Annotated in this window: 19 protein-coding genes; 6 read left to right on the plus strand and 13 right to left on the minus strand. The window is 63.2% G+C overall.

Translation table 11 applies throughout. The features are described from left to right. Positions 1–12 precede the first annotated feature (12 nt). A complete protein-coding gene (locus LQR33_RS11495; RefSeq protein ID WP_231468994.1) occupies positions 13–954 on the minus strand; it encodes a DMT family transporter in 942 nt (313 codons plus the stop codon). A gap of 284 nt (positions 955–1,238) precedes the next feature. On the opposite strand from LQR33_RS11495, the gene moaA reads away from it, so the two are divergent. Beyond that, a complete protein-coding gene (gene moaA / locus LQR33_RS11500; protein ID WP_231468996.1) occupies positions 1,239–2,213 on the plus strand; it encodes a GTP 3',8-cyclase MoaA in 975 nt (324 codons plus the stop codon). Position 2,214: 1 nt separating this feature from the next. Here moaA and mobB read toward each other — a convergent pair whose 3' ends face one another. Beyond that, positions 2,215–2,709 carry a molybdopterin-guanine dinucleotide biosynthesis protein B gene (gene mobB / locus LQR33_RS11505; RefSeq protein WP_231468997.1) on the minus strand — a complete coding sequence of 165 codons (495 nt, stop codon included), beginning with the start codon at positions 2,707–2,709 and terminating at the stop codon, positions 2,215–2,217. A gap of 137 nt (positions 2,710–2,846) precedes the next feature. On the opposite strand from mobB, the gene LQR33_RS11510 reads away from it, so the two are divergent. The 5 genes from LQR33_RS11510 (at position 2,847) to LQR33_RS11530 (ending at position 8,176) form a co-directional block, all read left to right on the plus strand. After that, complete coding sequence (locus LQR33_RS11510) at positions 2,847–4,742, plus strand: type IV pili methyl-accepting chemotaxis transducer N-terminal domain-containing protein (RefSeq protein ID WP_231468999.1); 1,896 nt, start codon at positions 2,847–2,849, stop codon at positions 4,740–4,742. Continuing rightward, entirely contained in the window at positions 4,739–5,386 is a 648-nt protein-coding gene (locus LQR33_RS11515; RefSeq protein WP_231469001.1) for a response regulator, read from the plus strand. The genes LQR33_RS11510 and LQR33_RS11515 overlap by 4 nt, the downstream gene beginning before the upstream one ends. Before the next feature lie 326 nt (positions 5,387–5,712). Continuing rightward, positions 5,713–6,063 (plus strand): hypothetical protein, encoded by a 351-nt coding sequence (locus tag LQR33_RS11520; protein WP_231469003.1) that lies wholly within the window; start codon positions 5,713–5,715, stop codon positions 6,061–6,063. Positions 6,064–6,164: 101 nt separating this feature from the next. Next, a complete protein-coding gene (locus LQR33_RS11525; RefSeq protein WP_231469005.1) occupies positions 6,165–6,320 on the plus strand; it encodes a hypothetical protein in 156 nt (51 codons plus the stop codon). Positions 6,321–7,930: 1,610 nt separating this feature from the next. After that, positions 7,931–8,176 carry a hypothetical protein gene (locus LQR33_RS11530; protein ID WP_231469007.1) on the plus strand — a complete coding sequence of 82 codons (246 nt, stop codon included), beginning with the start codon at positions 7,931–7,933 and terminating at the stop codon, positions 8,174–8,176. Positions 8,177–8,465: 289 nt separating this feature from the next. Here the strand turns inward: LQR33_RS11530 and narI are convergent, their stop codons facing one another. The 11 genes from narI to LQR33_RS11585 all read right to left on the minus strand — a co-directional run bounded on the left by narI (position 8,466) and on the right by LQR33_RS11585 (position 21,970). After that, positions 8,466–9,152, minus strand: coding sequence for a respiratory nitrate reductase subunit gamma (narI, locus tag LQR33_RS11535; protein WP_231469009.1), 687 nt, complete (start codon positions 9,150–9,152; stop codon positions 8,466–8,468). A gap of 72 nt (positions 9,153–9,224) precedes the next feature. Then, complete coding sequence (narJ, locus tag LQR33_RS11540) at positions 9,225–9,866, minus strand: nitrate reductase molybdenum cofactor assembly chaperone (RefSeq protein ID WP_231469011.1); 642 nt, start codon at positions 9,864–9,866, stop codon at positions 9,225–9,227. Positions 9,867–9,877: 11 nt separating this feature from the next. Next, on the minus strand, positions 9,878–11,428 hold the full coding sequence (narH, locus tag LQR33_RS11545; protein WP_231469013.1) for a nitrate reductase subunit beta: 1,551 nt from the start codon (positions 11,426–11,428) through the stop codon (positions 9,878–9,880). After that, the gene (locus LQR33_RS11550; protein ID WP_231469015.1) at positions 11,425–15,126 is read right to left on the minus strand and encodes a nitrate reductase subunit alpha; all 3,702 of its coding nucleotides are present in this window, start codon (positions 15,124–15,126) and stop codon (positions 11,425–11,427) included. The genes narH and LQR33_RS11550 overlap by 4 nt, the downstream gene beginning before the upstream one ends. A 291-nt stretch (positions 15,127–15,417) precedes the next feature. Beyond that, entirely contained in the window at positions 15,418–16,797 is a 1,380-nt protein-coding gene (locus LQR33_RS11555) for a NarK family nitrate/nitrite MFS transporter (protein WP_231469017.1), read from the minus strand. Positions 16,798–16,817: 20 nt separating this feature from the next. Continuing rightward, positions 16,818–18,095, minus strand: coding sequence for an MFS transporter (locus tag LQR33_RS11560; RefSeq protein WP_166440251.1), 1,278 nt, complete (start codon positions 18,093–18,095; stop codon positions 16,818–16,820). A 148-nt stretch (positions 18,096–18,243) separates the two neighbouring features. After that, entirely contained in the window at positions 18,244–18,837 is a 594-nt protein-coding gene (locus tag LQR33_RS11565) for a PqiC family protein (RefSeq protein ID WP_231469019.1), read from the minus strand. After that, a complete protein-coding gene (locus tag LQR33_RS11570; RefSeq protein ID WP_231469021.1) occupies positions 18,834–20,456 on the minus strand; it encodes a PqiB family protein in 1,623 nt (540 codons plus the stop codon). The genes LQR33_RS11565 and LQR33_RS11570 overlap by 4 nt, the downstream gene beginning before the upstream one ends. Next, positions 20,443–21,078: a paraquat-inducible protein A gene (locus LQR33_RS11575; protein ID WP_166440249.1), complete on the minus strand. Its 636-nt coding sequence runs from the start codon at positions 21,076–21,078 to the stop codon at positions 20,443–20,445. The genes LQR33_RS11570 and LQR33_RS11575 overlap by 14 nt, the downstream gene beginning before the upstream one ends. Continuing rightward, entirely contained in the window at positions 21,060–21,692 is a 633-nt protein-coding gene (locus tag LQR33_RS11580) for a paraquat-inducible protein A (protein WP_166440248.1), read from the minus strand. Before LQR33_RS11580 ends, LQR33_RS11575 begins: the two co-directional genes overlap by 19 nt. Beyond that, positions 21,680–21,970, minus strand: coding sequence for a helix-hairpin-helix domain-containing protein (locus LQR33_RS11585; protein WP_221664476.1), 291 nt, complete (start codon positions 21,968–21,970; stop codon positions 21,680–21,682). Before LQR33_RS11585 ends, LQR33_RS11580 begins: the two co-directional genes overlap by 13 nt. Positions 21,971–22,042: the final 72 nt, after the last annotated feature.

Here is a 22,042-nt window from a genome sequence, read left to right on the forward strand (position 1 = left end):
CCGATTTCCGGATCAGGACTCCTTCGCCCTCAGCGCCGCGCCGGCGCGCTCCCGCGCGGCTCCGCGACTCAGGGAGCTGAGCGCGATGCCGCCGAAAATCGCCGCCAGCCCGGCCGCGTGATACCAATGCAGCTCTTCGCCCAGCAGCGCGATCGATTGCATCGCGCCGAAAGCCGGCATCAGGTATAGGAAAGCGGCCGCCTTGGCCGTGCCCACCATCGCGATAGCGCGGTTGTACAGCAGATAAGCCACCACCGAAGGCAGCGCGCCCAGGTACAGCAAACTGGCCGCGACGCCTGCGTCCAGCGTCGGCAGGCCGCGCGACGATAGCTCGCTCAGAAACAGCGGCAGCAGCACCGCCTCGCCCACCAGTAACAGCGCGGCCATTTGCACCATGGGATCGATGCCCGGCTTCAGCTTGCGCAGGCCCAGCGTGTAGATGGCCCAGCTTAGGCCGCCGGCCAGCACGAACAGGTCGCCGCCGCTGAAATGAAAGCCGCCGATCTCAAGCAGATTGCCTTTCAACACGATCAGCAGCGCGCCGCACAGCGCCAGCGTCATGCCCATCCACTGCCGGCTGCTCAAGCGCTGGCGGAAATACAGCGAGCCCAGCAGCAGCACCATCACCGGCGTCGCGCTGTTGAGGATCACCGCGTTGGTGGCGGTGGTGGTCTGCACCGCCCAGTAGACGAAGGTATTGGTCAGGCCGATGCCGAACAGACCCAGGATAAGCAGCAGCGGCCACTGCGCGCGCAGCTTGCCCCAGTTGCGGCCCAGCCTGGGCAGGGCGAACGGCAACACGCAGGCCAGGGCGATGCCCCAGCGGGCGAAAGCCAGCGTGAACGGCCCCAGCTGCGTGTGCAGCGCGCGGGCGATGACGAAGTTGGTGGACCACATCAGCATGGTCAGCACCAGCAGGATGTAAGCGTTGCGTTGGGAATGAATGGCAGGCATGGCGACGAATGTAAACAATTTGTGCCATTTTACAATAATTCAAAGACGTATTATTTCAATAAATAATCAAATTATGAAATATTTAATAAATTAGAGAATAGCAGCTGAAAGAAAAGTTCAAGAAAGAACAAAATCGCGCAAACTACGTTCGCCAGAGCCAAATCAAGCCAACACACGTCCTCTACGACTAAATAGCTAGACCGCCTCCCACCTCCAGGGAACTGTCGCGCCGCCGAGTCCGGCATACAATTTCCACCATATCGGCAGTCCCCTAAGGATGCACCATGTTGTCCGACCGCTTCGGCCGCGCCATCGATTATCTGCGGCTTTCCGTCACCGACCGCTGCGACCTGCGCTGCAGCTATTGCCTGCCCAAGGGTTTCAAAGGCTTTGAAGAGCCCGCGCACTGGCTCCGCTTCGACGAGATAGAGCGCGTCGCCGCCGCCTTCGTCCGCCTGGGCACGCGCCGCATCCGCCTGACCGGCGGCGAGCCGCTGCTGCGCCGCGACCTGCCCTTGCTGGCCCACAGGCTGTCCGCCCTGCCCGGCCTGGCGGATCTTTCCCTGTCCACCAACGCCACCCAGCTGGAACGCCACGCCCCAGCCTTGCGCCGCGCCGGCGTAAGCCGGCTCAATGTCAGCCTGGATTCGTTGCGCCGTGATTGCGTGGCGGAGCTGACCGGCAGCGACAGCCTGCCCAAGGCCCTGACCGGCCTGTCCGCCGCCAAAGCGGCGGGCTTCGAGCGGATCAAGATCAATATGGTGCCGATCGCCGGCGTTAACGACGGCGACATCGAGGCGATGGCGGAATTCTGCATCGAACACGGCTTCATCCTGCGCCTGATCGAGGCGATGCCAATGGGCTACAGCGGCCGGGACACCCGCGGAAGCGAGCTGGCGCCGATACTGGCGCGGCTGGGCCGCCGCTTCGGCCTGTCCGAGCTCAGCGTCAGCCTGGGCGGCGGGCCGGCCCGCTACTGGGGTTCGCGCGACGGCCGCTTCACGCTGGGCCTGATCACGCCGATCAGCCAGCACTTCTGCGCCAGCTGCAACCGGGTGAGGATGTCGGTGGACGGCACGCTCTACCTATGCCTGGGCCAGGAGCAACGCTTCGAGCTGCGGCCGATGCTGCGCGCCGGCTGCAGCGACGCCGAGCTGGACGGCGCCATCCGCACCGCCATCGAGCTGAAGCCGGAAAAACACGACTTCCTCGAAGCGCCGGCCAAGGTGATGCGCTTCATGTCGCAGACCGGCGGCTGAATCACCGCCTATCCGCCAGCCAGGCGGCAATGAAATGCGCCACCCCGTCCGCGTCATTCAGATCCAGCACCGGAATGGCGGCCGCCAGCGGCGCATCGCTGGCCACCGCGATCACATCCCGGTCATCCAGATAGCGCGCCGGCTTGCCCAGCGCCGGCCGGTACACCTCCAGCTTGGGCACCGGCAGACTCTTCTGCCCCTCCAACAGCACCAGATCGCACGGCGACAGACGCGCCAGCTGCTCGTCCAGCGTCAGCTCGCGCGCGGTCTCGGCGAACACGCCCACCCGGTGCGGCGACACGATCATCACCTCGCAGGCGCCGGCCTGTCGATGGCGGAAACTGTCCTTGCCGGGCGAATCCAGCTGTACGTCGTGGTGGCTATGCTTGATCACCGACACACTCAGCCCCCGCTGCGTCAACAAAGGCAGCAAGGTCTCCAGCAAAGTAGTCTTGCCGCTGCCCGAATAGCCGCATATGCCCAGTACCGCTTGCATGCCTTCTCCTTTTGGCGGATTGTCTCGAACACCGATAAAAGCTATGTTAAAACAATCAATATTTAAACCATAACCGCGACTGCCTATTGTGCAGCCCGCCGCTGCAGTTCGCCATCCGCCAAAAGCAGAACACGCCCATGCCCGACATCCGCCTTGCGCCCCCCCGCTTCCAGACCTTGGCCAGCAAGTTGCTGGTGCTGTCGCTGCTGGCGCTCTCCATCGCGCTGGTCTCGATAGGCTACACGCTGGCCCTATCCTGGCGGCTGGAAGGCGGCGCCGCCGCGATCAACGACGTGGGCAGCCTGCGCATGCGCACTTTTCGCGCCGCCTATCTGCTGTCCACCCAGGCCCCAGACCGCCTGCTGCGCGACGAGATAGACGGCTTCGACCAAACGCTGGCCCGACTCAAGCACGGCGATCCGGCCCGCCCGCTATTCCTGCCCGACAACCGCGACATCCGCACCCAGGAACAACGGCTGGAGCAACGCTGGCGCAGCGACATCCGCCCGCGGCTGCTGGCCGCCGGCAGCCAACCCACCACCCAGCAGCTGCACGCCTTCGTCGCCGAGATCGACAGCCTGGTCAGCCTGCTGGAGCGCGACAACGAAAACCACACCAATCTGCTGCGCATGTTCCAGATGGTGCTGATCGCGATGGCGCTGGCCGGCGCGGTGACCATGGCTTACATGCTGTTCCTGATGGTGATCAACCCGGTCCGCGCGCTCAGCGACGCGATGCGCCGCCTGCGCGAGGGCGAGCTGGACACGCGGGTCAAGGTGGACCGGCAGGACGAGTTCGGCATGCTGGCCGAAGGCTTCAACCAGATGGCCGAACGGGCGCAAGACCTGTACCAGAACCTGGAAAGCAAGGTCCAGCAGAAAACCCGCGAAGTGGAAGAACAGAACCTGAGGCTGAAAACGCTGTACGACATGACTTCCTTCCTGCACCAGCAGCGCGCGCTGGACGAAACCTGCCACGGCTTCATCGGCCGGCTGATGCAGCTGACCGGCGCCGACGCGGCCAACGCCAGGCTGGTGGACCCGGAACGCGGCAAGCTGGATCAGATCGCCCAGCAGGGGCTGCCCGAGGACATGGTGCTGGTCGAGGAATGCATCCCCGACGACGCCTGCCACTGCGGCGAGGCCGCGCAGCAGCCCTTCGCCGTGCTGCGCCATATCGGCGAACTGGAAGGCGAGGATATCCGCCACTGCGGCAGGGCCGGCTTCGCCTCCATCGCCGTATTCCACATCCGCAGCCAGCGCGAGGATGTCGGCATTTTCACACTGTACTTCCGCCAGAAGCGCGTCTTGTCGATGCCGGAACAAATGCTGATCGAAACCCTGGGCCAGCATCTGGGCGTCGCCATCGAAAACCAGCGGCTGAGCGCGCGCGAGCGCCAGTTCGCCGTCTCCGAGGAGCGCAACCTGATGGCCCAGGGCCTGCACGACAGCATCGCCCAGTCGCTGTCCTTCCTCAATCTGCAGGCGCAAATGCTGGAAGACGCGATGAATTCTCGCGAGGAGGAACTGGCCCGCGAGAACCTGGCCTTCATCCGCGCCGGCGTGCAGGAGTGCTACGAAGACGTCAGGGAGCTGCTGCTCAACTTCCGCACCCGCATCAGCCGCCAGGAATTCCCGGAAGCGGTGCGCACCCTGCTGCAGCGCTTCGAGCAGCAAACCCGCGTGCCGGCGCGGCTGGAGATGCGCGGCGAAGGCAAGCCGCTGGACCCGCAGCAGCAGCTGCAGGTGTTCTTCATCCTGCAGGAAGCGCTGTCCAATATCCGCAAGCATGCCGAGGCCAGCGAGGTGGAGGTGGAAATCGACAACACCGCCAGCTTCAGCATGCGCATCCATGACAACGGCCGCGGCTTCGACCCCGGCCAGCTCGCCGCCAAAGCCGCGCGCCACGTCGGCGTGTCCATCATGCAAGAGCGGGCCAACCGCATACACAGCCAGATCCAGATCAGCTCCGCGCCGAAACAAGGCACCACGGTGGAGCTGACCCTGCCCAAAGAGGAGCGCACCAGCGCATGACACAAGCCATACGCATTTTACTGATCGACGACCACACGCTGTTTCGCAGCGGCCTGAAGGCGCTGCTGCAGCGCCAGGACGACTTTCTGGTGGTCGGCGAAGCCGCCGACGGGCTGGACGGCGTCAAGCAGGCAGAGCTGCTGCGGCCCGACGTGGTGCTGCTGGACCTGGACATGCCGGTGATGAACGGCCGCGAAGCGCTAGCGCAGATACTGAGCGGCTGTCCCGACGCCGCGGTGCTGATGCTGACCGTGTCTGAGGACGGAGACGATCTGGCCGAATGCATGCGCGGCGGCGCCCGCGGCTACCTGCTGAAAAACATCAACGCCGACTTCCTGCTGGACAGCATTCGCCGCGCGGTGGAAGGCGACAGCGTGCTGTCGCCGGAAATGACCGCCAAGCTGCTGGCCCGCCTGCGCCAGCCGGCGGCCAAGACCAGCGAAGCCGACGCGCTGACCCCGCGCGAGCGGGAAACGCTGAGCTGGCTGGCCCGCGGCTCCAGCAACAAGGAAATCGCCCGCGCGCTGGACTTGGCCGAGAGCACGGTCAAGGTCCACGTGCAGAACATCCTGCGCAAGCTGTCTCTGAGCAGCCGGGTGCAGGCGGCGGTTTATGCCGTGGAGCATGGGCTGGACAAGGTCTGAGGGTGCCTCGAATGGGTTGCTCGCGGCCTTGGCGCGTCCTATCCCCATGCCCGCGAATGACGCATGAAGGACCACAAGGAAGAGAAACAGACACAGCCGTCGTCCCAAATGAGCCAATCGCGGCGCACTTACGGCGAATTAGACGCGGGAGTGGCCTGACAGAGCAGGCCGCGCTACTTACGCGTCCTGCTCATGTGTCTATGAGCTCAGCGTGGAATGGCCCCCATGGTGAGTGGTGCATTTCGTCCAATTCTAGGCCTCCACAAGAAGCAACCCGGCCGACATCATACTGATTTTAATATGAAAATATTGACGGCATATTTTCCATGCACCAAAATCTGGTGGTTTTCACTCGACATTTCAGGTGGTTGTTAGGCAGCATGGGCAACACTATCGACAGTCAATTTCTGCAGCTCTCACTCCAGCGCGCTTTGCTCAGAGAGGTTCACCCTGATCTTCGGCAGGTATCGGGTGAGTTGGACAGCAATAAACACATAGTTCGACTGCGCTTTGAGTATGATGGGCAGCCTTCTCCGCTAGCCAAAGAGAATTGTTCCTGTGATGCAACTGAGGTCATTGCTGACTTTCCCGCACCGTGGCAACTGGATGAGCAGCATGTATCGGTACCGAGTCCCGCCAGCCTGTTCGCCCTTACTCTTATTGCATATCGCCGCTAGAAGCACGTGCATGCTTCCTAAAAATTCATTTAAGCCAATACCGCTTCGCGGCGCGGCTTAATTCAGGCGTTATAACGCTGATAATCTCTTCAAACCCACCCATGAAGATTGAACAAGTGGATGCCTATCTTTTTGAAGACGGCAGGACACTTGAACAATACTTTATTGAGCGGACTTCGGGTGCCGATGTAATTTGCTACATTGGCTCTGATGGCCGTTACTTCGACCTGATCGTGGACGGCGACACGTTGTATTAAAATTTGCGAGATAGGCTCTTGGATCTTGGCGTCAAGGTGGTCGTATGAAAAAACGCTCTAACATTACGGTTAGCTGGACTGCCTCCACAAACGCTGTGGCTTCATCTTATTCAGTCCGACCTACGGCCCTCGCAGTCTTGGCACGTTCTATCCCCATGCAGGCACATGCGCCAACCGTAGCGCGGCTTGGCCAAAGGCTATGCCCGCAAACAGTGCAACAACAGGCCTCAACGCAAAGTAGCAGGTATTGCCCGCCCCACCCAGCCGCGCTGCTTGGCTACCCGCTGCCCATGAGCTCGGCGTTGAATGGCCATGCCTGGCAAGTGACGTGTTCCTCCCAACGTTAGGCACCCATAAGAAACGCACCACCATCATCATTCGGATTTCAATAAAACAATCTTGACGGCATATTCTCTATGAGCCAAAATTTTCGGCTTTCACTCGACATTCGGGTGGTCAATTGAAAATTAGGCAAACTTTATGTCATCCAATCATGCCAAGTATCATTACAGCATTACGTGCAGCACCTCAGATGTAACTGTATTGCACTGCCTGCGCGCCATCGCTCAATGTGTTGAGAAAGGAGACTACCCACAAATCGGATGGGGTGGCACAACAAGAGCATCTTGGGCAAAAAATAATAACCAATTTACGGTGCGCTTTACTGACCCAAATTACAGGGATGATTTCGTAAAAGAGGCTAACCGCCTCTTATCCGGGCATTGGTCAAAAATTTCTACGAACAATACTGATCCCGCATCCCCACAACGGTAATCTGCCTAATCCATCTATCAAGGACCGTAGGTTGACGTTTACAGAGTATGAATAGGCATTACCTAACCTACAGGCATTACCAAATGATCCGCGGTAAACGTTGGGCTTCGCAAGCTTAGCCCAACCTACGGCCCTGGTCAGTCAAATGTATGCCAATATTGACCATAATTTCGCCATTTTTACAACCGACGTTGGCACCTACCGCCCCATCGGGTTTCGGTGCTGCTTACCTTGAGCGTTAGGCAATTGATGTACGGCTCCATCCATCTTACTTAACCGTTGAAATCCATGAAGAGCTTCCTCACCATCCTCCCAATACCTTTTTTTCTCGCCGCATGTGCGAACTCACCCTATCATGAAACGTTGACCGGCCCCACGGCTGGCTTACTTATAGAGAATCGCTCTAACCTTCAGGCCTACGCATACGTCTTTCTAGGTGCCGAGAAATGCACGGACATGAAACTATTGAGCCCCGTGACCGCTGGCGACTTGCAGGAGCACAAGATCGCAGCAGGAGCGCCACTCACATTCATGATCGCCACGACAGGTACATCGCCTGGGATGATCCACAACTGCTTCGCCCCTGCCACCTTCACCCCGGTCTCTGGCCGCACCTACAGAGCAGTGTACGAGCTGAAAACTGACAAGTGTTACCTATCCGTTACTGAATCCCCGGACAGTGCAAGTGGTGGCGCTACACCAAAGAACGTTGACCTCATCAAACGCACGTATAAGGTACCACTGCTTGCCAGCCAAGGGTTCTGCTCCGAGTAGCCACATCGCAAGATCATCAAGCTATACTCTCGCTGCACCGTAGGCCTTAGGCTCTTCTGACCATGAATCTGCACATCATTTACACAAAACGAGAAATACTGCTCTCCAAGCGCACCTATGCATCTTGGAAAGCAATTCAGAGCGAGTACATCAACTACAAAACCTCTCTTGGGCCATGGACCGCAAACGAAGCCATTGAATATCTCGCCGAAGAGCATGCGGATCTTGAACCATCTGCAGAGCAACAAGTAACAGCACTTGTTTTAGGCTCACAACAGGTGCACACATTGAGCTTTCGACAGAAGTAATGAGTACATTCCAAGCTCTAGGGCCGTAGGCTGGGCTAAACTTGCGAAGCCCAACGTTTACCGCGAAATACTTGATAATACCCATGGGCTAGATAATATCTATTCATTCTAGGTAAACGTTGGCTTCATTCTATTCAGCCCAACCTAAAGCTCCGGGCTTAGCCAGACGCAACCACATACCAAATAACCGCGGCATAGCCTGACAGGCCAACCGGCGTCATGATCTCTCCAACCAAACAAAACGCCGCGCTCCTCTTCCGGATGCGCGGCGCTTTTCATGCCCAGACGTTCAGCCCCGCGGGCGCACCAGCTGCCAGGCGCGTCCCAGGTAGGTCACTGCGCCGAACCCGCTCCATACATGCACCAGCCGGGTGAAGGGGAAGATCACGAACAAGCTCATGCCCATGAACAGGTGCAGCTTAAACACAGGCGAGGCGGAAACGATGAAGTCTGCCGCGTCGCTGCGGAAGGTGACGATGTGCTGCGCCCAGCTCATCAGCAGCACCATTTCGTGACCGTCCAGGTGCTGGGCCGAAACGAAGATGGTGCTCAGGCCCAGCAACAGCGTGGCCAGTATCCACAGCAGCACCAGCTTGTCGCGCCAGGTGGTGTTGGCCGCCAGGCGGTCGCACAGGAAGCGGCGGTGCAGCAGCAGCGCGATGCCGATCAGGCACAGGCCGCCCATCAGACCGCCGACGCTCATCGCGAACAGCTGCTTGAAGCCGTGGCTGATGCCCAACGCGTCCCAAACCGCCAGCGGCGTCAACAGACCAACTAGGTGGCCGAAGAGCAGGCCGATGATGCCCAGGTGGAACAGAATATTGCCCAAGCGCAGCTGGCCGCGATACAAGAGCTGCGACGACTCGCTCTTCCAGCTGTACTGCTCGCGCTCGAAGCGGATCAGGCTGCCCAGCAGGAAGATGGCCAGCGCAATGTAGGGATAGATGCCGAATACGAATCTATGCAGGTAGTCCATGTTTGTCTCCCGATGGCGGGCGTCAGCGCCGCCCGCCGCCCCTCTCCCGCGCCGGGGAGAAGGGGTAAGGTTTCAGGCGCGCGCGCCGCGCGGGTAAAAGTTCACCGGGGCGATGGCCGGCATGGTCGGCTTTAGCAGCGGCTCCACGCCATCCGCGCCAGGGCCAAAGGTTTCCAGCATCTCGTCCATGTCGTGGATAGGCGGCGCTTGCAGCGGCTCCGGCTTGACCGGCGACAGCGTCAGCAGCGCGTCGAACAGCCCGGCATAGGCCGACTCAACCTCGTTCAGCCTGCCGGCGACGTGGCCGATCACATGCACCGCGTCGCCCAGCAGCCGCTCGGACTCGGCCTTGTCGCACTGCCCCAGAAACTCCAGGAACAGCGGCAGGTAGTCCGGCAGCTCGCTGCACGTCGGCTCGAAACCATGCCGGCGGTACTCCTCCAGCAGGTCCACCATCGCCTGGCCGCGGGCGCGGTCCTCGCCGTGGATGTGTTCGAACAAGTGCAGCGAGTGCGAGGGGTTGCGGTCGAAGGTGAGCACGTAACGCTGCTGCAGCTCGATCAGGTCCTCGCTCTCTAAAGCCTGCAGCAGCGGCTCCAACAGGCTGGCGGTCTGCAGGTGCTCGGCCGCCTCGGCGCGGATCTCGTCCACCGCGGCGACCAGCTCGGCCTCCGGGTAGCACAACAGCGCGGACAGAATGGCATGAATGCGCATGATGGCCTCCCTCAGTTGCCGGCGTTGGACTTGCGGTCGCGCCGCATGTCGTGGAACACGATGGGCGTGGCCTTCTTCTTGCCGAACAGGCTGGCCTCGGACTCGCCGCCGGAGCAGCCGTTGCCGAAGCTGAAGCCGCAGCTGGCCTTGTCCTCGAAGGCGTTTTCCACCATTTCCTTGTGGCTGGACGGAATCACGAAGCGGTCTTCGTAATTGGCGATAGCCATCACCTGGTACATCTCTTCCACTTGGCTCGCGGTCAAGTGGGTGCCGGCCAGGGTAGCCGCGTCGCTGACCTTCTCCACGCTCTTCTTGCGCATGTAGCGGCGCATCGCCACCATGGTTTCCAGCGCCTTGACCACCGGTTCTTCCTTGCCCGCCGTCAGCAGGTTGGCCAGGTACTTGATGGGTATCCGCAGGCTCTGCACGTCGGGGATGATGCCGCCCTCGCCTATCAGGCCGTTTTCCATCGCGCTCTGGATCGGCGACAGCGGCGGGATATACCACACCATCGGCAGGGTCCGGTATTCCGGATGCAGCGGGAAGGCCACCTTCCACTCCATCGCCATCTTGTACACCGGCGAACGCTTCGCTGCGTCCAGCCAGCTTTGCGGGATGCCCTGCTTCAGCGCCTCGGCCGCGATGGCCGGGTCGTTCGGGTCCAGGAACAGGTCGAGTTGCGACTGGTAGAGATCCTGCGGATCTTCCACCGCCGCCGCCTGCTCAATCCGGTCGGCGTCGTACAGCAGCACGCCCAGGTAGCGGATGCGGCCGACGCAGGTTTCCGAGCACACCGTGGGCTGGCCGGATTCGATGCGCGGGTAGCAGAAGATGCACTTCTCGGCCTTGCCGGACGTCCAGTTGTAATAAATCTTCTTGTACGGGCAGCCTGACACGCACATCCGCCAGCCGCGGCACTTGTCCTGGTCGATCAGCACGATGCCGTCGTCTTCGCGCTTGTAGATGGAGCCGGACGGACAGGATGCGACGCAGGCCGGGTTCAGGCAGTGTTCGCACAACCGCGGCAAATACATCATGAAGGTGTTCTCGAAGGCGGAGTACATCTCCTTCTGGATGCCTTCAAACAAAGCATCCTTGGCGCGCTTGGAGAACTCGCCGCCCAGGTCGTCCTCCCAGTTCGGGCCCCACTCGATCTTGTCCATCTTCTTGCCGGTCAGCACCGATACCGGCCGCGCGGTCGGCGGCGTCTGCATTCGCGGCGCGTTCTGCAAATGCTCGTAGTCGTAGGTGAACGGCTCGTAGTAGTCGTCGATGGCCGGCAGATTGGGATTGGCGAAGATATTGGCCAATATCTTCAGCTTGCCGCCCTGGCGCGGCTCCAGCTTGCCGTCGGCGCGACGCTTCCAGCCGCCCTGCCATTTGTCCTGGTTCTCCCAGTCCTTGGGGTAGCCGATGCCGGGCTTGGTCTCCACATTGTTGAACCAGGCGTACTCGATGCCGTCGCGGCTGGTCCACACGTTCTTGCAGGTGACCGAACAGGTATGGCAACCGATGCACTTGTCCAGGTTCAGCACCATGCCGATTTGCGCGCGTATCTTCATTGCTTCTCTCCCGCCGGAACGTCCATCCAGTCGACTTTGTCCATCTTGCGCACCACCACGAATTCGTCGCGGTTGGCGCCCACCGTGCCGTAGTAATTGAAGCCCCAGGACAGCTGGGCGTAGCCGCCTATCATGTGGGTGGGCTTCGTCACGGTCCGGGTCACCGAGTTGTGAATGCCGCCGCGCTTGCCGGATACTTCCGCCCCCGGCACGTTCACGATCTTCTCCTGTGCGTGGTACATCAGCGTCATGCCTTCCGGCACCCGCTGCGACACCACCGCGCGGGCGGTCAGCGTGCCGTTGACGTTGAACACCTCGATCCAGTCGTTGTCGGCGATGCCGGCCTTGGCCGCGTCGATCTCGGACAGCCAGACGTGGGGGCCGCCGCGGCTGAGCGTCAGCATGCGCAAGTTGTCGGAATAGGTGCTGTGTATGCCCCATTTCTGGTGCGGGGTGATGAAGTTCAGCACCAGCTCGCGGTTGCCGTTGCCGTGCTTGCCCAGCACCACCTGCGTGGTCTTCAAATCGACCGCCGGCTTATACACACACAATCCCTCGCCGAAGGCCCGCATCCACTGGTGGTCCTGATAGAACTGCTGGCGGCCGGTCAAAGTGCGCCACGGAATCAGCTCGTGGACATTGGTGTAACCCGCGTTGTAGCTGACTTCCTCGCTTTCCAGGCCGGACCAGGTCGGCGAGGAAATGATCTTGCGCGGCTGTGCCTGCACGTCGCGGAAACGGATGGTGTCATGCTCGCGCGGACGGGCAAGGTGTGTATGGTCGCGTCCGGTGATCTTGGACAGCGCGTCCCAGGCTTTCACCGCCACATGGCCGTTGGTCTCCGGCGCCAGGGTCAGAATCATCTCCGCGGCGTCGATGGCGGTCTCAAGCCGGGGCTGGCCCTTGCCCGCGCCCGATTGCGCCACCTGGTTCAGGCCGCGCAGGATGTCCACCTCGTGGGCGGTTTTCCAGCCTATGCCCTTACCGCCGTTGCCGGCTTTCTCCAGCAGAGGGCCGATGGTGGTGAACTTGTCGTAGATCGCGCCGTAGTCGCGCTCCACCACCGTCATCGCCGGCATGGTCTTGCCCGGCGCCGGCTCGCACTCGCCCTTCTTCCAGTCCTTGGGGTCGAAAGGCTGGCCCAGCTCCTGCGGGCTGTCGTGCATCAGCGGGGTCAGCACCAGGTCCTTCTGCGTGCCCAGATAATCCTTGCCGATCTCGGACAGGCTCTTGGCGAAGCCCTTGTAGATTTCCCAATCGCTCCTGGCCTGCCACAAGGGCTGCACGGCCTCGGACAGCGGGTGGATGAAGGGGTGCATGTCGGAGGTGTTGAGGTCGTCCTTCTCGTACCAGGTGGCGGTGGGCAGCACGATGTCGCCGTACAGGCAGGTGGTGGACATGCGGAAATCCAGCACCACCATCAGGTCCAGCTTGCCCTCGGCGGCCGGGCGCACGGTGATCTCGGACGGCTTGATGCAGTCGTCTTCCGAGCCCAGCACCGCGTTTTGGGTGCCCAGCAGGTATTTGAGAAAGTACTCGTGGCCCTTGCCGGAGCTGCCCAGGATGTTGGAGCGCCACACGAACATGTTTCGCGGGAAGTTCTGCGGGTTGTCCGGATCGTTGCAGGCCATGTCCAGCCGGCCCGATTTCAAACCGTCCACGGTATAGGCGACCGGATCCAGGCCCGCCTCGGCGGCGGCGCGGGTGATGTCCAGCGGATTGGCGGACAGCTGCGGCGCGGACGGCAGCCAGCCCATCCGTTCGGCCTTGGCGTTGTAATCGATCAGCGCCATGTCGGCCATCTTGCCGTCGGCGGTCGGGCACAGGATCTCGCCCACGCCCAGTTTTTCATGCCGCCACTGGCTGGTGTGGGCGTAGAAGAAGCTGGTGCCGTTCATCTGCCGCGCCGGGCGGTTCCAGTCGCCGGCGAAGGCCAGCGGCGCCCAGCCGGTTTGCGGACGCAGCTTTTCTTGGCCCACGTAGTGGCACCAGCCGCCGCCGGACTGGCCGATGCAGCCGCACAGCATCAGCATATTGATGATGCCGCGGTAGGTCATGTCCATGTGGTACCAGTGGTTCAGCGCCGCTCCGACGATGACCATCGACTTGCCCTGGGTCTGGTCGGCGTTTTGCGCGAACTCGCGCGCCACCTGGATCACCAGCTCCGGCTTCACGCCGGTGTGCTTCTGCTGCCAGGCCGGCGTGTACGGCGCGTCGTCCATGTAATCGATGGCGACGTTGCCGCCGCCCAGGCCGCGGTCCAGACCGTAATTGGCGGCCATCAGGTCGAATACCGTGGCCACCATCGCCTCGCTGCCGTCGGCCAGCTTGATGCGCTTGGCCGGCACGTTGCGGGTCAGCAGTTCATCATGCTCGGAACCGAAATACGGGAAGCCGACGCCGACCACCTCGTCGCGATCTTCGATCAGCGACAAGCGCCCCGACACTTCGCGGCCGCTGGCGCCATCCTTCTGCTCCAGATTCCACTTGCCGGCCTTGCCCTCGGCCTGGCCCCAGCGGAAGCCGATGGAGCCGTTGGGCGCGACGATGTCGCCGCTGGCTTCGTCGATCAGCAGGGTTTTCCAGTCCGGGTTGTTGTCTTCGCCCAATTGGCCGTCAAGATGCGAGGCGCGCAGAAAGTAGTCCGGCAGCCAGCGCTCGCCGTCGCGCTTGAGCGTCACCAGCATCGGCATGTCGGTGTAGCGGCGGATGTAGTCGGTGAAATAGGTGGACGGGCGATCCAGGTGGAATTCCTTGAAGATCACGTGGCCCATCGCCATCGCCAGCGCGGCATCGGTGCCCTGCTTGGGCGCCAGCCAGATATCGCCGAACTTGGCCATTTCGCCGAAGTCGGACGATACCGCCACCGTCTTGGTGCCCTTGTAGCGCACCTCGGTGTAGAAGTGGGCGTCCGGCGTGCGGGTCATCGGCACGTTGGAGCCCCACACCATCAGATAAGTGGAGTTGTACCAGTCGGCGGACTCGGCCACGTCGGTCTGCTCGCCCCAGGTCTGCGGGCTGGCCGGCGGCAAATCGCAATACCAGTCGTAGAACGACAGCGGCACGCCGCCGATCAGGCTGAGGTAGCGGCTGCCGGCGGCGTAGGACACCATGGACATCGCCGGGATCGGCGAGAAGCCGACCACGCGGTCCGGGCCGAACTTCTTGATGGTGAAGGCATTGGCCGCCGCGACGATCTCGTTGGCCTCGTCCCAGCTGGCGCGGACGAAACCGCCCTGGCCGCGCGCGGACTTGTATTGCTTGGCGAGCGCAGGCGTCTGGCTGATCTTTTCCCAGGCCTCGACCGGGCTCAGGCTCTTGCGCGCGTCGCGCCACATCCGGGCCAGTTCGCCGCGCAGCATCGGATATTTGACGCGCTGGGCGGAATACACGTACCAGCTGTAGGACGCGCCGCGCGGGCAGCCGCGTGGTTCGTGGTTGGGCAGATCGGGCCGGGTGCGCGGATAGTCGGTCTGCTGGGTTTCCCAAGTGATCAGGCCGCTCTTCACATACACCTTCCAGCTGCAGGAGCCGGTGCAGTTGACGCCGTGAGTGGAGCGGACGATCTTGTCGTGCTGCCAGCGCTGGCGGTATGCGTCTTCCCAGCCGCGGTCTTCATTCACCACCGCGCCGTGGCCGTCGGCGAAGGTGCTTTTTACCTTGCCGAGGAAATTCAGTCTGTCGAGAAAATGGCTCATCTTGCCTCCATGCGCGCCGGGGAACCCTGCTCTGCGTCGCTGCCGCCCGGCTGCCGGTACTGGTTGCGATGGTTCTTAGCCTACCTTTCGCCTGCAAGCCGCCCAATCGGCCAGTAGGGGTGAATGGACCCGGCAGAGGAAGGGGGCCGGCTAAGCCATAAGGAGTAGTCCGGGATAGAACGAAAGCCGGACGTGAAAAAGGCGCCCGCAGGCGCCCTTTCGATACCATCCAAGCCATAGGCTGCAATACCCGGCCAGCAACCGCCACCTTCCGGGCATTCCGCCGCCCGCTCAGCAGCGCACCTCCGCCTTCTTGCGGGCGTAGTACCAGCCGTTGATCGCCAGGCAGCTCAGGTAGAAGGCGATGAACACATACAGCGCCGCCTCCACGCCGCCGGTCATCGCGATCGAGGTGCCGTAGCTCTTGGGAATGAAGAAGCCGCCGTAGGCGCCAATGGCGCTGGTGAAGCCCAGCACCGCCGCCGCTTCGCGGGTGGCGTCTTGCGTCGCCTGCTTCTGCGCCGCCTCGCCTGGGCCGGCCATGCGCTGATGCAGGGTCAGGAAGATGGCCGGCACCTGCATGAAGGTGGAGCCGTTGCCGATTCCCGTCAGCGCGAACAGGCACAGGAACATCGCGAAGAAGCCGGTGAAACTGCCGGCCTGGCCGCCGTGCGGCAGGAAGAAGATCACGCCCAGCACGCCCAATACCATCAGAGAAAACGCAGTCTGCGTCACCTTGGCGCCGCCTATCTTGTCCGCCAGCCAGCCGCCCAGCGGGCGGGTCAGCGCGCCGACCAGGGGGCCGAGGAAGGCGTAACGAGTGGGGTCGATTTCCGGAAACTGGCCTTTCACCAGCAGCGGAAAGCCGGCGGAGAAGCCGATGAAGGAGCCGAAGGTGCCCACGTACAGCCAGCACATCAGCCAGTTATGCTTGCGGGTGAAGATCACCGCCTGCTCGGAGAACGAAGACTTGGCCGAGGCCAGGTCGTTCATGCCGAACCAGGCCGCCAGCGCCGACACGGCGATGAACGGCACCCAGACGAAGCCGGCGTTCTGCAGCCACATCTGCTTGGACAGCGCGCCTTTCGCCCAATGCTGAGGATCGCCGCCCAACTGGCCGAACAGGCCCATGGTGATGACGATAGGCACCACGAACTGCACGATGGACACGCCCAGATTGCCCAGGCCGGCGTTCAGGCCCAGCGCGGTGCCCTTCTCTGCCTTGGGGAAGAAGAAGCTGATATTGGCCATGCTGGAGCTGAAGTTGCCGCCGCCGAAGCCGCACAACAGCGCCAGCGTCACCATGGTGACGTAGCTGGTGCTGGGGTCCTGCACCGCGAAACCGATGCCCACCGCGGGAATCAGCAGGCTGGCGGTGGAAATCGCCGTCCACTTGCGGCCGCCGAACACCGGCACCATGAAGGAATAGAAAATGCGCAGCGTGGCGCCGGACAAGGCCGGCAGCGCCGCCAGCCAGAACAGCTGGTTTTGGCTGTAGCCGAAGCCGATATTCGGCATGTTCAGCACCGCCACGCTCCATACCTGCCAGATCGCGAAGGCCAGCGTCAGCGCCGGAATCGAGATCCACAGATTGCGGCGCGCCACCGCGCGGCCTTTCTGCTGCCAGAACGAGGCCGACTCCGGCTCCCAGTGTTTGATCAGATAAGTCATGAATGCCTCCCGCGCCGCGCTCAGCCGCGCTCGCTCGTCAAGGGAATGGGATGGACCGGCGCGGCCGCGCGCGCCTTGGCCTTAGCCGCCGATTTGAAGGAAAAATGCATCCACACCAAGCTGACGCACACCGTGCCGTACAGCAGCATGAAGGCGCTGGAGCGGACGCCGGTCAGATCCAGCAGCGCGCCGAACAGGATGGGCAGCAGGAAGCCGCCTAGGCCGCCTGACAGGCCCACCACGCCGGACACCGCGCCGATGGAGTCCGGGAACTCGTCGGCGATGAACTTGAACACCGACGCCTTGCCGATGGCCATCGCCACCCCCACCAGGAACAGCAGGCCGGTGAACAGGTAGACGTTGAGGCCGATATGCAGGCTCATCGGCCCGTTCACCGTGGCGACGCGCATCTCGGTCTGCGGATAGGACAACAGGAAGAAGGCCACCCAGCACACCCACATCACTGCCCAGGTGACGACATAGGGGCCGAAACGGTCGGACAGATAACCGCCCGCCGCGCGCAGCACGCCGCCCGGCAGGGAGAAGCAGGCCGCCAGCAGCGCCGCGTGCTTCAGATCCAACCCGTACTCGCCGACGTAGTACTTGGTCATCCACAGCGCCAGCGCCACGTAGCCGCCGAATACCACCGAGTAGTACTGGCAATAACGCAGCACCGCCGGGTGCTTCATCAGCGCCAGCTGCTGGCGCAGCGTGATGGTGGACGGCGCCTTGTGGGCCGGATCGCTGAAAGAGAACAGCCAGAACAGGATGGCGGCGGCCAGCATGATCAGCGCGTACGCAGTGGGCACGCTCTGCCAGCCCCAGGCGACGATCAGCGCCGGCGCCACCAGCTTGGTCAAGGCAGAGCCGGCGTTGCCTGCGCCGAAGATGCCCATGGCCAGGCCTTGCTGCTCCTTGCGGAACCAGCGCGCCACATAGGGCGTGCCGACCGAGAACGAGCCGCCGGCCAGGCCGACGAACAGGCCGGCCAGCAGGAACTGCCAATAGGCGCTGGCAAACTGCATCAGGTAGATGGGAATCACGCAGCTGAGCATCAGCGCGAACAATACCGGGCGGCCGCCGTAGCGATCGGTCCAGATGCCCAGCGGCACGCGGATCAGCGAGCCGGTCAGCACCGGCGTCGCCGCCAGGATGCCGAATTCGGTTTCATTGAGGCCCAGCTGCTGCTTGATCGGGATGCCCAGCACCGCGAACATCATCCAGACCATGAAACAGAGGGTGAAGGCCAGCGTGCTGCTGGCCAGCACGCTGTAGCGTTTGAATGTCGGGGAAGTCATGGCGCCATACCCATGGAGTGGTCATGGTTGCCACGATAAGCGACGGCGACGCGCGCTGGTATTCGTCGGTCGCAGGATTATCAGCCTGCCAACGGACGAGGCGGATTAACCCTTACGGCCGGGGCCGCCTACTCCCAATGGTGGAGAATCAGCCCGCGCGCCACCATTCCGGATGCTGGACCAGCGGCGCGGCGATGTCGGCGGCCAGGCCATCCAGCAAGGTCTGCAGGCCGGCAAGCAGCGCGCCCGGCTCGCTAGACGCCACCGCCTGGCTGCGGCTGAACCCGCCGCGTGCCAGTATCTTGCCGTCGACCGCGTTCTGCAGCTGCCACGCCGCCTCCAGCGCCGCGCCTTGCCCTGGCTTCAGACTGAGGACGCGCACATCGACGGCGATACGCAGATCGCCGCCGTCCATCCCGGGCTGCGGGTAGGCGTAGACGCTGGCCACCCCGCTGGAGCGCGCCACGCCCTGGCTGAGCCGCTGCGCCAGCAGCCGGTCCAGCGGCGCGCTCCAGCGCTCGAACTCCTGCAGCTTCAGCTCGCCGCCGCCCATGTCCATCACCAGCTGGGGTCGATCCAGCGCCGCCGGCAGGCTCACCGGCCCCAGCAGCACTCGCTTGCCGAATTGCGCCTGCGCCTGCGGCGCGGCCGGCGCGGCCAGCCCGTAAAAGCGCGACTGCGGCGACGCGCATCCGGCCAGCGCCGCGATCATGGCCGCGGCGGACATCGTTTTCATCATCATGGCTGCGCCTCCTTGCCGCGCACCAGCGCCTCGGGATGGCGGTCCAGGTAATCGGCCAGCGCCCGGAAGCTGCGCGCGGTCTCTTTCACTTCCTGCGCGGCGGAGCGCACGTCCTGTTGCAGCGGCGAGTCGGCGCGCATGGTCTGGCGGGTGGCCTCCAGCGTCTGCTGCAACTGCTCCAGCGTCTTGCTCGCTTGCGGCACCGTCTGGTTATTCAGGCCGTCGCTGAGCCGCTTCACACTGTCCAGCGTCTGGTGCAGCGATTTCAGCGAAGCGTCGGCCTCCTTGCCTATGCTGTCGAACGGCACCGCATCCAGTTTCTTGACGATGCGCTGCAACACCCGCTGCAGCTCTTCCAGGTCGCCCGGAATGGTCGGCAGCTCGGGCACCCCGCCCTTCACCACCAGCCGGGCCGGCGGCGCGTCGCGGAAGAAGTCCAGCGCCACGTACAACTGGCCGGTGATCAGGTTGCCGGAGCGCAGTTGAGCGCGCATGCCGTTGGCCACCAGCGCCTGCGGCGACAGCTTGCCGGTGATGCGGCCGCCGCGCGACAGGCTGTCGAGCCGGCTGGGATAGGTGCGGATGTCCACCGTCATGTCGAAATCCTTGCGGTCCTGCACGTACTGCACGCCTATCGCCGTCACTTCGCCTATCGTGATGCCGCGGAAGTCCACCGGCGCGCCGACGCTAAGCCCGCGCAACGATTGGCGGAAACGCAGGCGGAACGGCTGCATTTCGCGGTCCGGATTCTGCAGCGCCCTGTCGCGGGTATCGTGCAGAATAAAATTTCGGTCCGACAGCGGAATGCCGGCATTGTCGGCCAGCGGCGTCTCGAAGGCGATGCCGCCCAGCGCGATCGCCGCCAGCGACTGGGTGCTGACGTTGAGGCCGTTGGCGCTCAGCGACACGTCGACGCCGCTGGCGTGCCAGAAGCGGCTGTTGGCGGACACGAAATGGTCGTAAGGCGCGTTGATGAAGACGGCCACCTTGACGTAGCCGCCCTTGGGATCCAGCTCGTAGCCGACCACCTGCCCCACCGGCACCCGGCGGAAATATACTGGAGAGCCGGTGTTCAGCGAACCCAGATTGTCGGCGCGCAGCGTGAAGGTCTGGCCCGGCAGGTCGGCGTTGATGATGGGCGGGGTTTCCAGGCCGACGAAATCGGTCTTGCGCGCCTCGCTCTTGCCGATGTCCATGCCGATATAGGAACCGGACAGCACCGTGCCCAGACCGGACACGCCGCCGCCGGACACCCGCGGCCGCACCACCCAGAAGCGGCTGTCCTCCGCCAGGTAGTCGGCGGCCTCCTTGCTCAGCTGCGCCGTGGCCACAATGGCCTGCCGGCTCGGGCTGAGCTTGACCGAGGTCACCTCACCGACCTCCACGTCCTTGTACTTGATCCGGGTCTTGCCGGCTTCTATCCCCTCCGCGTTCTGGAAAGAAATAGTGATGGTGGGGCCGCGCGACAGCACGGCGTGCACCGCCAGCCAGCCGCCTATCAAGGCCGCCACCACTGGAATCAGCCAGACCAGCGACGGCGCCCAGCGGCCGCGGCGCACCGGCACTGCCTGCGGCAGATCCGGCTCTGGAGGGTTTTGCGGATTTTCACTGCTCATCATGTTCCTCTACGGGGTCCCAGATCATCCTGGGATCGAAACTCATCGCGGCCAGCATGGTCAGCACCACCACCGCGCCGAAGGCGATCGCGCCGGGCCCGGCCTTGATGCTGGCCAACGACTGCCATTGCACCAGCGCCACCATCAGCGCCACCACGAAAATGTCCAGCATCGACCACGGGCCGATCACTTCTATCATCCGGTACAGCCGCGTGCGCTGGCGCGGCGCCCAGCGCCAGCTCCACTGCACGCTGCACAACAGTAGCAGCAAGGCCAAAATCTTCAGCAACGGCACCAGCACGCTGGCGGTAAACACCACCAGCGCCAGCGGCCAGGAATCGTTGTTCCACAGATAGACCACGCCGCTCATGATGGTGTCGCGCTGCACGCCGGTCAGCGCCGTGGTTTCCATGATGGGCAGCAGATTGGCCGGCAGATAGCTGATCATCGCCGCCAGCAGCAAGGCCCAGCAACGCTGCAGCGCCGCCGGGCGCCGCAGGTGCAGCGGGGCCGCGCAACGCGGGCAGGCGACGGCATGGGGCGTCGATATCCTCACCAGCAGCCCGCAGCCGTGGCACAGGCACAGATTGCGCGACGCCGCGCTACTCAATGGATAATGCGGCATGAGCGGTAGCGCTCCCACAGTTCATGCGGCCGGAAACGGCTAGCGCTGGCCGCCATCAGCACGATCAGGCCGAAAAACGCCCACAAGCCTATGCCCGGCTGCACGCTGGCCAAATGCACCAGCTTCACCAGCGAAACCAGCACGCCCAGCAAAAACACCTCCACCATGCACCAGGGCCGCGCCAGACCGCGCAGCCGCATCATCGCCGGGAAACCCGGCAGCGCGCGGCCGAACAACAGCGGAAACTGCAAGTAGAGCATGCTGGCCAACTCCAGCGCCGGCATCACGATGCCGGTGAACAGCACCAGCAGCGCCACCTCCGGCATGCCCTGCCCATGCAGCGCCAACGCGGTCTGCCACAGCGTGGCGGCATTTCGGTTGCCGGCGATCTCCAGCACCAGCACCGGGTAGATGTTTGAGATCGCGAACATCACCGCGCCGGCCGCCAGCAGCGCCACACCGACCTCGGGGCCGCTATCCGAGCATTCGTACAGTTGGGCGCCGCAGCGCGGGCAGCAAACGCGCACGCGGCCGGCTTGCGCGCCGGGCAGCCTCAGCAGCAGATCGCAATCGTGGCAGGCCGTCAGTTGGCCCTCCCCGCTCACACCGTCCATTTGCGCTTGCGCTCCGCGGTGAAGCTTGGCCAAGCGCGCGCCTCGCCGGTATCCATGTAGTGGCAGACCGACATCAGCACGTCGAGCACGCAGGGATCGTGGCGCTGGCCGGTGGCGTCGCACAGCTGCAGATAAAGCTGGTGGGGATCGCGGCCCCGCAGGTCGGCCGGATGGCTCAGACCGAGCAGCCGCAGATCGGCGGCGGCGCGCGGGCCGACATTGGGCAGTTGCAGCAGATCGGTGGCGGCGTCCGGCGGCGGACAGCGGGATGGGTGCATGGGAAACGGCCGTGGCGTAGTCATTCAGACTACATGATAAAGGAGCGGCCGCCTCAGTTCAAAGCGGCCGCT

Origin of the sequence: Chromobacterium piscinae (assembly GCF_021129175.1) — a bacterium.
Lineage (GTDB): Bacteria > Pseudomonadota > Gammaproteobacteria > Burkholderiales > Chromobacteriaceae > Chromobacterium > Chromobacterium piscinae.